Source organism: Paracoccaceae bacterium, assembly GCA_019454225.1.
GTDB lineage: Bacteria > Pseudomonadota > Alphaproteobacteria > Rhodobacterales > Rhodobacteraceae.
In genome coordinates, this window is record CP075370.1 from 886548 (window position 1) to 899102 (window position 12555).

Below are 12555 nucleotides of genomic sequence, written 5' to 3' on the forward strand. Positions count from 1 at the left end.
GTCACTCCTCATAGGGGTCGAAGAAATCGTCCTCGCCGCCGCTCTGGCCCAGTTCGTAGCGCCGGTTCTGCAGATACAGCAGACGCGCCTGGGCATAGCTATCGGCGCTTTCATATAGGATTGAATCGACCGTATCCGAATACTGGTAGCGATCACCAAGTCTTGAGGCGACGCTGGCGACCGTGGCCGCCGCCCCCTCGCGTCCGGGCAACGCCAGCCGGACCGGGTTCATCACGATGTCCACCACGGCGCCCACCGTGTCGCGGTCGGTCGAGGGCCCGAAGAACGGCAGTTCGTGATAGGCCCCCTCGGGAAAGCCCCAGACATGCATCGTCTCGCCGAAATCGGTGCGCCGCCCCTCGACCCCCAGCGCCCGCGCCGGATCGAACAGGCCGCCGATGCCGATCGTCGTGTTCAGCACGAACCGCAGCGTGTTCTCGGCCGCCGCCTCGCCCCGGCCCTGCAGCAGGCTGTTCACCACATCCTTGGGCGTGTCGAGGTTCGAGGCAAAGTTCGAAACGCCCTGCCGCACCGGCCGGGGCAGGACGCCGCCATAGGCGCCCGACGCCGGTTTCAGCAGCGTCCGGTCCAGCGACCGGTTGAACTCGTGCCGCTGGCGGTTGTTCGCCTCGTCGGGGTCGTAATGCGGCTGGACCGGGGCCGGCGCCGCACAGGCCCCCGCAACCAGCATTGCCACAACCGCGAGAACTCGCGTTGAAAACACTTTGCCGTCCGCGTCCATCTGCCTATCGTTTTCATCCATCGGGGCATAGGATAGCCCGGATGCCGGAATGGCAACCCATAAGGGCGCGGGGGTCCCGAGGCAACGGCCCTCGTTCCGGATCATGGGCCTGCAAGGGATTCCGGCGGATTGTCGCGAATAAAGGGTGGCACCGGCGCGTTGTGTGACGGTGCAGGACAGGGGCGTGCAGGTGAACGGACTGGATCGACGCAAGGGGCTGGACGAACTGCGGCGCGCGCGCCGGGGCGGCGGGCTGTGGATTTCGGTCGCGCTGTTCTCGGTCTTCGTGAACATGCTGCTGCTGACCGGCCCGCTCTACATGCTGCAGATCTATGACCGCGTGCTCGGCTCGCGCAGCGAGGAAACGCTGATCGCGCTGTCGCTGCTGGTGGGCTTCCTGTTCCTCGCCATGGGTCTCCTTGACCATGTGCGCGGCCGGGTCATGGCCCGCATCGCCGCCCGCTTCCAGGACCGGCTGGACCGCCGCGTGTTCGAGGCGTCGGTGCGCCGCCTGTCGGTCCTGCCGAACGACCAGATCGCCGCCCCGGCCACCCGCGACCTCGAATCCGTGCAGCGGCTGCTGGCCTCGCCGGTGCTGACCGCGCTCTTCGACATTCCCTGGACGCCCTTCTTCGTCGCCGCGATCTTCGTCTTCCATCCCTGGCTGGGCTGGATGTCGCTGGCCGGCGGCGCCCTCCTGATCGTGCTGGCGCTGGCGAACCAGTGGGCGACGCGCGGGCCGCTCGCCCGCACCAACGCCGCGCAGGCCTCGGCCGAACGCACCGCCGACCTGCTGCGCGCCGAGGCCGAGACGGTGCAGGCCCTCGGCATGGGCACCGCCGGGTTCGAGCGCTGGAACCGCCAGCGGTCCGAGGCGCTGACCCGCTCGACCGAGGCCGCCGATCGCGGCGGCGCCTTCACCGTCACCAGCCGCACCTTCCGGCTGTTCCTGCAATCCGCCATCCTGGGGCTCGGCGCCTGGCTCGTGCTCCAGGGCGAACTGACCCCCGGCGCGATGATCGCGGCCTCGATCCTGCTCGGCCGGGCGCTGGCTCCGGTGGAACAGACGGTCGGACAGTGGGCCGTGGTGCAGCGCGCGCAGGAGGGCTGGAACCGGCTGTCCATCCTGCTGTCGATCCAGCCGCCCGAGGCGCCGCGCACCGCCCTGCCGCGTCCCCGCGCCGCACTCGAGGTCACCGCGCTGTCCGTGGTGCCGCCGGGCGAACAGGTGGCGGTGCTGCGCGGCGTCTCGTTCAAGGTCGATCCCGGGCAGGCGCTGGGTGTCATCGGGCCTTCGGGGTCGGGCAAGTCCACGCTGGCCCGCGCCATCACCGGCGTCTGGCGCCCCGCCTCGGGGAAGATCCGGCTGGATGGCGCCGCGCTTGACCAGTATGCCCCCGATGCCCTGGGTGCGCTGATCGGCTACCTGCCGCAGCGCGTCGCGCTGTTCGATGGCACGATCGCCGAGAACATCGCCCGCCTCGCGGCCCAACCCGATGCCGCACAGGTGGTCGCGGCGGCGCAGGCCGCCGCCGCGCATGACATGATCCTGCGCCTGCCCGACGGCTATGACACCCGCGTCTCGGCCCTGGGCGGCAGGTTGTCCGGCGGCCAGATCCAGCGCATCGGCCTTGCCCGCGCGCTTTACGGCGATCCGGTGCTGCTGGTGCTGGACGAACCCAACTCCAACCTCGACAACGACGGGTCGATGGCGCTGAACATCGCGATCCGGGCGCTCAAGGCGCGGGGCGGGTCGGTCCTGATCATGGCGCACCGCCCGGCCGCGATCCAGGAATGCGACGTCCTGCTGGTGATGCAGGACGGCCAGCGCGCCGCCTTCGGCCCGCGTGACCAGGTGCTGCGCGACATGGTCAAGAACCACACGGAAATCGTGCGCCAGGCAGGCCCCGGAGGTGTGGCATGAACTATTCGGCACGCGGCCCCATCATTCTGGGCATGGTCACGCTTCTGGCGTTGGTGGGCGGGTTCGGCGTCTGGTCGGTCGGCACCACGCTGACCGGCGCGGTCGTCGCCTCGGGCCAGATCGAGGTCGAACAGAACCGGCAGGTCGTGCAGCACCCCGATGGCGGCGTTGTCGAATCGATCCTCGTGACCGAGGGGCAGACGGTGCAGGCGGGCGACACGCTGATGCGGCTCGACGGCACGCTGCTGCGGTCCGAACTTTCCATCGTCGAAAGCCAGTTCCTTGAAATCCTCGCGCGTCGCGGCAGGCTCGAGGCGGAACGCGACGACGCCGCGACGCTGACCTTCCCCGCCGAACTGGTGTCCATGGCCGCGACCCGCGCCGATGCCGCCGAGCTTCTGGAAGGCCAGCGCCGCCTGTTCGAGGCGCGGCTCGACACCATGCGCCAGCAGACCGAACAGCTTGCCCGACGCGCCGACCAGACCCGGTCCCAGATCGACGGCATCGACGCCCAGATCGACGCGCTGTCCGACCAGCTGGAACTGATCGCCCAGGAAACCGCCTCGGTGCAGGAACTGCTCGACAAGGGGCTGGCGCAGGCTGCCCGCCTCCTGGCCCTTCAGCGCGAAGAGGCACGGCTGCGCGGGCAGTTGGGCGAACTGGTGGCCACCCGCGCCGGCAACGAGGGCCGGATCACCGAGATCGAGCTTGAGGTGCTGCGCCTCGCCGCCGCCCGTCGGGAAGAGGCGAACGCGCAGTTGCGCGACATCGGCTATCGCGAGCTTGAACTGGCCGAACGCCGCCGCGCGCTGGTCGAACGCATCGCCCGGCTCGATATCCTGGCGCCGGTGGCAGGGGTGGTGCTGGGCCTTGCCGTCACCACGCCGCGCGCCGTGCTGCGTCCCGCCGATCCGGTGATGTTCCTCATCCCGCAGGATCGGCCGCTGGTCATCGCCGCACAGATCCCGCCGATCCACATCGATCAGGTGCGCCCGGGCCAGCCTGCCGTGCTGGTGTTCTCGGCCTTCTCCACCCGGACGACGCCGGAACTCAAGGGGCAGGTAGTGGTGGTCTCGGCCGATGCCTTCACCGACGAACGCACGGGGCTGACCTATTATCGGGCCGAGATCCTGCCCGACCCGGGCGAACTGGAAAAGCTGACCGGCCTGACACTGATTCCCGGCATGCCGGTCGAGGCGTTCATCCGCACCGAGGCGCGCACGCCGCTGGCCTATCTGGTGAAACCCTTCACCGACTACTTCACCCGCGCCTTCCGCGAAAGCTGACCGGGCAGCCACGTTTCCCCCGCTCGGACAGGGGGGCGGGGCGGACCCGGCTCATGCCCTTGACAGACCCTGACCGCAGCGCGCGCCCTGTCGGGACGGATGCCATACGCACGCCATACGCGAAACCGACGGATGCGGGACGGCCCCGCCGCCGCTTGCGCCGCCCGCCGCCCGCCGCTAGCCTGCCCCCGATCCGCAGCCGGAGGCCCCCATGCATCCCATCGACGCCCGCCTCGCCGAACTCGGCGTGACCCTGCCCGACGCCCCCGCGCCCGCCGCGAACTACGTGCCCTTCGTCATCGCCGCCGGCGGGCTGGTGCATGTGTCGGGGCAGATTTCCCAGAATGCAGACGGGTTCATCAAGGGCAGGCTGGGTGCCGACCTTGCGGTGGACGAGGGCGCCGCAGCGGCCCGCGCCTGCGCCATCTCATTGCTTTCACAGGTGAAAAAGGCCTGCGGGGGCGATTGGAACCGGCTGCGTCGGGCGGTCAAGCTGGTGGGGTTCGTGAACTCCACCGCCGATTTCACCGACCAGCCCAAGGTCATCAACGGCGCGTCGGATTTCCTGGTCGCCGTGCTGGGCGATGCCGGGCGGCATGCCCGGTCCGCCGTCTCGGCCGCCTCGCTCCCCTTCGGCGTCGCCGTCGAGATCGAGGGCATCTTCGAGATCGAATGATGACCGGCCCCGCGCTCCCCCCCGCCTTCCTGCGCCTCCCCGTCGCCCACCGCGCCCTCCACGACCGCGCCGCCGGCCGCATCGAGAACTCGGCCGCCGCCATCGCCGCGGCGGTCGCGGCGGGCTATGCGATCGAGATCGACCTGCAGCTTTCGTCCGACGGTCAGGCGATGGTGTTCCATGACGACGATCTTGACCGCCTGACGTCCGAGACCGGGCCCGTTGCCGCCCGCAGCGCTGCCGAGCTTGCCGCCATCCCGTTGAAAGATGGTCAGGATTCCATCCCGACCCTGCCAGAGGTCCTGGACATGGTGGCAGGCCGGGTGCCGCTGCTGATCGAGATCAAGGACCAGTCGGGCGCAATGTCCGCGACCGATGGTCGGCTTGAAGCCGCCACCGCCCGTGCGCTGGCGGACTATTCCGGGCCGGTCGCGGTCATGTCCTTCAATCCGCACAGCATTCTCCGCATGCGGGATCTGGCCCCCGGCATCGCCCGGGGGCTGACCACCTCGGCCTTCGATCCCGATGCCTGGTCGCCGCTGCCCGCCGACACCTGCGCCCGCCTGCGCGAGATCCCCGACTACGACGCCACGGGGGCCAGCTTCATCAGCCACGAATGGGCCGACCTGTCCCGTCCCCGGGTTGCCGCGCTCAAGGCGCAGGGCGCCGCAATCCTGTGCTGGACGATCCGCGGCGCCGAAGCCGAAGGCATCGCGCGCCGGATCGCACAGAACATCACCTTCGAAGGCTATCCCGCCCCGATCCCCGCTTGACCGGCGCCGCCCGCGCGCCACTTTCGCGCTGCGCGCGCCCCGCGCCACGGACCCAGCCATGGACGCCCCCGCCCTGACGGCGAGCCTGCACGAACGGATCGACGACATCCCGGCGGCCGATTGGGATGCCCTGGCCTGCCCCGAGACTGCCGACGGCGGACCGCCCCGTGATCCGTTCACCACGCACCGCTTCCTGCAAGCCCTTGAGAAATCGGGATCGGTCGGTGCGGGCACCGGATGGAGCCCGCAGCACCTGGCGCTGCGGCAGGGGGGGCGGCTGGTGGCCGTGGCGCCGATGTATGCCAAGGGGCACAGCCAGGGCGAGTACATCTTTGACCATTCCTGGGCGCAGGCCTGGCAGCGCGCCGGCGGGCGCTATTACCCCAAGCTTCAGATCGCCGTGCCCTTCACCCCGGCGACCGGGCGGCGGTTTCTTGTGGCGCCGGACCTGGGCGCTCAGGGTGTGCCCGCCTTGCTGGAGGCGGCGGTCGAGGTGACGTCGCGGGCCCGCCTGTCATCGCTGCACGCCACCTTCTGCACCGAGGCCGAGGCAACGGCCGGGGCGGAACACGGCCTGCTGCACCGGATCACGCAGCAGTTCCATTGGGAGAACAGGGGTTTCCGCGACTACGCCGATTTCCTTGACACGCTGGCCAGCCGCAAGCGCAAGGCGCTGCGCAAGGAGCGCAGCCAGGCCCAGGCCTTTGGCGGAACGATCCGCCTGCGCACCGGCGACGACCTGCGCCCGGAACACTGGGATGCCTTCTGGACCTTCTACCAGGACACCGGCAGCCGCAAATGGGGCCAGCCCTATCTGACGCGGCGGTTCTTCGATCTGGTTCAGGCGACGATGCGGCATGACACGCTGCTGGTTCTGGCGGAACGCGGCGGCCGCCCGGTGGCCGGCGCGCTCAACTTCATCGGGCGCGACACGCTGTTCGGCCGCTACTGGGGCTGCATCGAGGATCATCCCTTCCTGCATTTCGAACTGTGCTATCATCAGGCGATCGACTGGGCGATCGCCCGGGGTCTGGACCGGGTCGAGGCGGGGGCGCAGGGCGAACACAAGCTGGCGCGCGGCTATCTGCCGGTCGAGTGCCACTCGCTGCACTGGATTGCCGACCCCGGCCTGCGGCAGGCGGTTGACCGCTATCTGGATCATGAGCGTCGCGCCGTCGGTGAAGAGATCGAGGTGCTGACCGCCTATGGTCCCTTCCGGCGGGGGCCTGCCAATGCCGAATGCGAATGAAGGAGAGCGCTATGGCCGGACTGACCTTCTATACCAACCCGATGTCGCGCGGCCGGATGGCCCGCTGGATGCTCGAGGAGATCGGGCAACCCTATGAAACCGTGGTGCTGGACTATGGCACCACCATGAAGGCGCCGGACTATCTGGCGGTGAACCCGATGGGCAAGGTGCCCGCGCTGCGCCATGGCGAGACCACCGTCACGGAATGCGGCGCGGTGATCGCCTATCTTGCCTTCACCTTCCCCGATGCCGGGCTTCTGCCAGAGGACCGGGGGCATTTCCTGCGCTGGATGTTCTTTGGCGCCGGTCCGCTGGAACAGGCGGTGACGATGCGCGCCCTCGGGTTCGAGGCGCCGGCGGAACGGCGCGGCATGGTGGGGTTCGGGGCCTTCGACGATGTCGTGGGCGCGCTGCGCGGGCTGGTCGCTGCGGGCCCCTACCTGGCCGGAGACCGGTTCTCGGCGCTTGACGTCTATCTTGGCAGCCAGATCGGCTGGGGCGTGCAGTTCGGCACGCTGCCCGGCGACCCGGCCTTCCGCGCCTACTGGGACCGGATCAAGGACCGCCCCGCCGCAACCCGGGCGCGCGAGATCGACGACGCGCTGATGCCGAGGAAGGATTGAGCGATGCCCAGACCCGAACGGCTTGCCGACCGCGCCGCGCTGGCCCCGCTTTTCGCCGCAGGCTGGACCGAGGTGGCGGGGCGCGATGCAATCACCCGGACCTATCGCTTCGCCGATTTCAACGCCGCCTTCGGGTTCATGGTCCGTGTGGCGCTGGTGGCCGAGAAGATGGACCACCATCCGGAGTGGACCAACGTCTACCGCACCGTCACCGTCACGCTGACCACGCATGACGCGGGCGGGGTGACCGTGCTGGACCTCGCGCTGGCCGCGAAGATGGACGAGATCGCGGGATAGCCGCCGTCAGGGCAGCGCCGCCAGCAGGGCGGGGCTGGCATAGCCGTCGGGCACCATGCCCCGCGCCGCCTGGAAGGCCCGGACGGCGGCGATCGTGTTGGGGCCGATGCGCCCGTCGATGCCCTTTGTATCGAACCCGGCGGCGGTCAGCCGTTCCTGCAGGGTGATCCGTTCCGGCAGGGTCAGCGCGCGGTCGTCGCGCGGCCAGTCCGCGCCGACCGGCGGGCCGCCGCGCAGCCGGTCGGACAGATGCCCGATGGCGATCACATAGGCATCTGCCGGGTTGTAGCGTTCGATCACCTGGAAGTTCGGCCAGATCAGGAAGGCCGCGCCCCGGTGCCCCGCCGGCAGCAGCACCGCACCCGGCCCGTGATCGGGCAGGTCGCCCCCGCCCCACAGCCGCACGCCTGCCGCCTGCCAGTCAGCCACCGGCCGCACCACCTGTTCGCCCGTCCCGGCATAGTCGAACCCCTTGGGCAGCCGCACCTCGACACCCCAGGGCATGCCTTGCCGCCAGCCGTGGTGGCGCAGGTAGGCGGCGGCCGATGCAAGCGCGTCGGCCGGATCGTCGCCCCAGACGTCGCGCCGGCCGTTGCCGGTGAAATCCACCGCCAGGGCGAGGAAGGAGGTCGGCATGAACTGGGTGTGACCCATGGCGCCCGCCCAGCTTCCGGTCATGCGGTCCGGGGTGACGTGCCCTTCCTGGAGGATGCGCAGCGCGGCGATCAGCTCGCGTTCGAAGAATGCGGCGCGGCGGCCGTCATAGGCCAGCGTGGCGAGCGCCGCGATGGTGGGCACGTCGCCCCGGAACCCGCCGTAGGCGGACTCGAGCCCCCAGAGCGCGACGACCACCTCTTTCTCGACGCCGTATTCCGCCTCGATCCGGGCCAGAAGGTCGGCGTGCCGGGCCAGCGCGGCGCGGCCGCGGGTCACGCGGTCCTCCGACACGGCGGTGTCGAGGTAGTCCCAGATCGTCTTGGTGAACTCGTTCTGCCGACGGTCGCGGCGGATCACGTCGGGGTTGTAGGCAAGGTCCGACATCGCGCGGTCGATGGTGTCCGGCGCGATCCCCGCCGCGAGGGCGCGGGGGCGGAAGTCCGCCACCCAGCGGGCCAGCCCTGCGGTGTCGCCCAGCTGTTCCATCGCCGCCTCCGCCGCGCGCGAGACCGGCACCTCGGCGGCCAGCGGGGTTGCCGCCATGAGGAACGCCATCAGGGGTGCCCGCATCATCCTGCCCGTTCTTGTTCTGCCCTTTCGGGCAGTCTAGCGCGGGACGGTCCGGGTTGGAACAGCGATGGCGGCGGGGGCGTCCCACGATGGGACGCTTTCTGGATCAAGCAATTTCAAGGGGTTGATCTGGCGCGTTAAGGATTTGGCAAGATTTAGGCCGCTTTCGGTGCCGTGCCGGGCGCCGGCCGCCGCCGGGGATGGCCGGGGATCGGCACGCGGGCGGGGGCAAGCCCCGCCCGCGGCGCCCGGTTCCTAGACGAAGCGGTTCACGAGGTTTTCGAGGCGTTCCTGCCGACCCGAGCGGGGTTCGGGGTTGATGCCCTCGGCCAGCACCGTTGCCGCAGCGTCGTCGAGGCCGCCCGCCAGAAGCGACTTGCCCCGTGCGCCGTCCCAGCCCGCGTAGCGTTCGGCGCGGGCCGCCTCCAGCCGCCCGTCCTGCAGCATCGCGGCGGCGGATTTCAGCGCGCGGGCGCAGGTATCCATGCCGCCGACATGGGCGAGTATGAGGTCTTCGGGGTCGAGGCTCTGGCGGCGGATCTTGGCGTCGAAGTTGGTGCCGCCGGTGGTGTAGCCGCCAGCCCGCAGGATTTCGTAGAAGGCCAGCGCCTTTTCGGCGTGGTTGTTCGGGAACTGGTCGGTATCCCAGCCCGACTGGTAGTCGTTCCGGTTCATGTCGATCGAGCCGAAGATGCCCAGCGACGCGGCCAGCGCGATCTCGTGCTCGAAGGAATGGCCGGCAAGGATGGCGTGGCCCTGTTCGATGTTGGTCTTGACCCGGCCTTCCAGCCCGAATTCCTTGAGGAAGCCGTAAACCGTCGCCACGTCGTAGTCATACTGGTGCTTCGAGGGTTCCTGCGGCTTGGGCTCGATCAGGATGGTGCCCTTGAACCCGATCTTGTCGGCATATTCGACGACCTGGGTCAGGAATCGCCCGGCCTGCTGGCGTTCGCGCCGCAGGTCGGTGTTCAGCAGCGTCTCATAGCCTTCGCGCCCGCCCCAGAGGACATAGTTCTGCCCGCCCAGTTTCAGCGTGGCATCAAGGCAGGATTTCACCGTGGCCGCCGCATAGGCATAGACCTCGGGATCGGGGTTGGTGGCGGCGCCGGACATCCAGCGGCGATGGCTGAACAGGTTGGCGGTGCCCCAGAGCAGCCGCGCCTTGTGGGTGGCCTGCTTTTCCGCGAAGTAATCGACGATGGCCTCCAGCCGCGACAGGCTTTCGGCGAAGGTGGCGCCTTCGGGCCGCACATCGGCGTCGTGGAAGCACCAGAAGGGCGTGCCGAGGATATCGAACATCTCGAAGGCGACATCGGCCTTCATCCGGGCGAGATCCATCGTGTCGCCGAACCAGGGGCGATCAAGGGTCTGGCCGCCGAAGGGATCGCCGCCCGGCCAGGCAAAGCTGTGCCAGTAGGCCACGGCGAAGCGCAGGTGATCCTCCATCCGCTTGCCCAGGACCTGTTCGTCGGGGTTGTAGTGGCGGAAGGCGAATTCGTTGTCGCTGTCGGGGCCTTCGTAGCGGATGGGCGCGATGCCCTTGAAGAAATCGGTCATGTCAGTGTCCTGATAAGGTCTCGGGCGGCGCGGTGGCGCGCGTGGGCGGTATCGAAGGCCGTGGTCAGGGCCGGTTCGGGGTCGATCGTGCGGGCGATGGGCGGGGGCGTGGCGACGCGGGCGCCCGCCCCGGTCGCGGCCATCAGCGCCAGGCGGGCAGCGCCGAAGGCCGCCCCGAAATCGCCCGCGGCGGGCACCTGGACGGGCTGGCCCAGCACCGTGGCGATGACCGACAGCCAGTAGTCGGACCGCGACCCGCCGCCGACCGCGATCAGCCGGTCGATCCGGGTTCCGGTGGCGGCCAGGGCATCGCGGCAGTCGCGCAGCGCGAAGGCAACGCCTTCCAGCACCGCGCGGGTGCCGGCCGCGCGGTCGGTGGCATGTTCGAGGCCGAGGAAGGCGCCACGGACGGCGGCATCGTTCAGCGGCGTCCGTTCGCCACCCAGATAGGGCAGGAACAGGGTGCGCCCGGGTGCACGGACCGGCCCGAGATCGGCGGTCAGCGCCGCCGCATCCTGCCCGACGAGCCCCGCATACCAGTTGAGCGCATCGGTCGCGGCCAGGATCACGCCCATCTGGTGCCAGGTGCCCGGCAAGGCATGGCAGAAGGTATGGACGGCGGTTTCCGGGGCGGGCTGGTAGCCGTCATTCGCGGCGAACAGCACGCCGGAGGTGCCGAGCGAGACGAAGGCCTCGCCCGCGCGCACCACGCCGGTGCCGACGGCGGATGCGGCGTTGTCGCCGCCGCCGCCCGCAACCACGACGCCCGGCGCCAGGCCCCAGCGGGCCGCGAGCGCGGGGCGCAGGGTGCCGGATACGTCCGACCCCTCGACCAGGCGCGGCATGTGATCGCGCGAGAGGCCGGTCAGCGACAGCAGGTCATCGGACCAGTCGCGCGCGCCGGTGTCGAGCCAGCTGGTTCCGGCCGCGTCCGACATCTCGGCGACATGTTCGCCGGTCAGCCAGAGGCGCAGGTAGTCCTTGGGCAGCAGCACCCGCGCCAGCCTTTCGCGCAGGCGCGGTTCGTGGCGTTCGACCCACAGGACCTTGGGCGCGGTGAAGCCGGGAAAGACGATGTTGCCCGAGACGCGGCGGAACATCGGGTCGCCGTCGAGTTCATGCGCCTCGTCGGCGGCGCGGGTGTCGTTCCACAGGATGCAGGGGCGCAACACCTCGTCCGAGGCATCGAGCAGGGTGGCGCCGTGCATCTGGCCGGACAGGCCGATGCCGCGCACGCGGGACAGGCCCTGCCCCGACAGGGCATCGAGCACCGTCTCGGCGGCGGCGATCCAGTCGGCCGGGTTCTGTTCGGACCAGCCGGCATGGGGACGCGACAGCGAAAGGGGGGCCGTCGCCTCGGCGACGACGGCCTGGTCGTCATTGATCAGGCAGCCCTTGAGGCCGGAGGTTCCAAGGTCGAGACCGATGTACATCTCAGTAGGCCTGCGGCGGGCGCTTGCCGAGGATGATCATCCCGAGGATGTCGTCATCGGTCACGTCCTTGACGTTGACGGTACCAACGCGCTGGCCGTTCTTCATCACCACGGCGCGGTCGCAAAGCTCCATCACCGCGTGGATATCGTGTTCGATCAGGAAGATGCCGAGGCCCTGCCTCTTCAGTTCCTGGATCAGTTCCGACACCATCTGCGTCTCTTGCGGGCCGAGGGCGGCGGTGGGTTCGTCCATGATCAGGATCCGGGCGTCGAAATAGACCGCGCGGGCGATGGCGACCGACTGGCGCTGCCCCCCCGACAGGGCACTGACCGGCACGTTGAACTTGCGGAAGTTGGGGTTGAGCCGACCCATGATCTTGCGGGTTTCCGATTCCATCCGGGCGTCGTCGACAAAGCCCAGGGGCGTGACCAGCTCGCGCCCGAGGAACAGGTTCGAGGCGGCGTCGAGATTGTCGGCAAGCGCGAGTGTCTGGTAGATCGTCTCGATGTTGTGCGACCGGGCATCGCGGGGGTTCTGGATGTCGACCTCGCGCCCGTTGATGAAGATCTGACCGGCATCCTTCTGGTAGGCGCCCGACAGGCACTTGATCAGCGTCGATTTCCCGGCGCCGTTGTGGCCCAGGAGGCCCACGACCTCGCCGGGGTGGAGGTCGATCGTCACATGGTCGACCGCCTTGATCCCGCCGAAGGCGATCGAGATGTCGCGCAATTCGACAAGGGGTGTTCCGGTGTTCGGATTGGACATGG

The 12555-nt window shown here is 69.5% G+C and carries 12 protein-coding genes; 7 read left to right on the top strand and 5 right to left on the bottom strand.

What is annotated here, in order from left to right; genetic code table 11:
* Nucleotide 1: 1 nt before the first annotated feature.
* On the bottom strand, nt 2–763 hold the full coding sequence (locus KF887_04260; GenBank protein ID QYK42346.1) for a VacJ family lipoprotein: 762 nt from the start codon (nt 761–763) through the stop codon (nt 2–4).
* 169 nt (nt 764–932) lie between these two features.
* On the opposite strand from KF887_04260, the gene KF887_04265 reads away from it, so the two are divergent.
* The 7 genes from KF887_04265 (at nt 933) to KF887_04295 (ending at nt 7570) form a co-directional block, all read left to right on the top strand.
* Nucleotides 933–2666 carry a type I secretion system permease/ATPase gene (locus KF887_04265; GenBank protein ID QYK43430.1) on the top strand — a complete coding sequence of 578 codons (1734 nt, stop codon included), beginning with the start codon at nt 933–935 and terminating at the stop codon, nt 2664–2666.
* Entirely contained in the window at nt 2663–3952 is a 1290-nt protein-coding gene (locus KF887_04270) for an HlyD family type I secretion periplasmic adaptor subunit (GenBank protein QYK42347.1), read from the top strand. Before KF887_04265 ends, KF887_04270 begins: the two co-directional genes overlap by 4 nt.
* Before the next feature lie 211 nt (nt 3953–4163).
* Nucleotides 4164–4628, top strand: a complete 465-nt coding sequence (locus KF887_04275; GenBank protein QYK42348.1) for a RidA family protein — start codon at nt 4164–4166, stop codon at nt 4626–4628.
* Nucleotides 4628–5401 (top strand): phosphodiesterase, encoded by a 774-nt coding sequence (locus tag KF887_04280; protein ID QYK42349.1) that lies wholly within the window; start codon nt 4628–4630, stop codon nt 5399–5401. Before KF887_04275 ends, KF887_04280 begins: the two co-directional genes overlap by 1 nt.
* A 58-nt stretch (nt 5402–5459) precedes the next feature.
* Nucleotides 5460–6650 carry an N-acetyltransferase gene (locus KF887_04285; protein QYK42350.1) on the top strand — a complete coding sequence of 397 codons (1191 nt, stop codon included), beginning with the start codon at nt 5460–5462 and terminating at the stop codon, nt 6648–6650.
* Between the two features lie 11 nt (nt 6651–6661).
* A complete protein-coding gene (locus tag KF887_04290) occupies nt 6662–7273 on the top strand; it encodes a glutathione S-transferase family protein (GenBank protein ID QYK42351.1) in 612 nt (203 codons plus the stop codon).
* Nucleotides 7274–7276: 3 nt separating this feature from the next.
* Nucleotides 7277–7570: a 4a-hydroxytetrahydrobiopterin dehydratase gene (locus KF887_04295; protein ID QYK42352.1), complete on the top strand. Its 294-nt coding sequence runs from the start codon at nt 7277–7279 to the stop codon at nt 7568–7570.
* Nucleotides 7571–7576: 6 nt separating this feature from the next.
* On the opposite strand, the gene KF887_04300 is transcribed toward KF887_04295, so the two are convergent.
* The 4 genes from KF887_04300 to KF887_04315 all read right to left on the bottom strand — a co-directional run bounded on the left by KF887_04300 (nt 7577) and on the right by KF887_04315 (nt 12553).
* Nucleotides 7577–8797: a lytic murein transglycosylase gene (locus KF887_04300; protein ID QYK43431.1), complete on the bottom strand. Its 1221-nt coding sequence runs from the start codon at nt 8795–8797 to the stop codon at nt 7577–7579.
* 255 nt (nt 8798–9052) lie between these two features.
* The gene (gene xylA, locus KF887_04305) at nt 9053–10354 is read right to left on the bottom strand and encodes a xylose isomerase (protein ID QYK42353.1); all 1302 of its coding nucleotides are present in this window, start codon (nt 10352–10354) and stop codon (nt 9053–9055) included.
* Complete coding sequence (xylB, locus tag KF887_04310) at nt 10351–11787, bottom strand: xylulokinase (GenBank protein ID QYK42354.1); 1437 nt, start codon at nt 11785–11787, stop codon at nt 10351–10353. The genes xylA and xylB overlap by 4 nt, the downstream gene beginning before the upstream one ends.
* A 1-nt stretch (nt 11788) precedes the next feature.
* Complete coding sequence (locus KF887_04315; protein ID QYK42355.1) at nt 11789–12553, bottom strand: sugar ABC transporter ATP-binding protein; 765 nt, start codon at nt 12551–12553, stop codon at nt 11789–11791.
* Between the last annotated feature and the right edge of the window lie 2 nt (nt 12554–12555).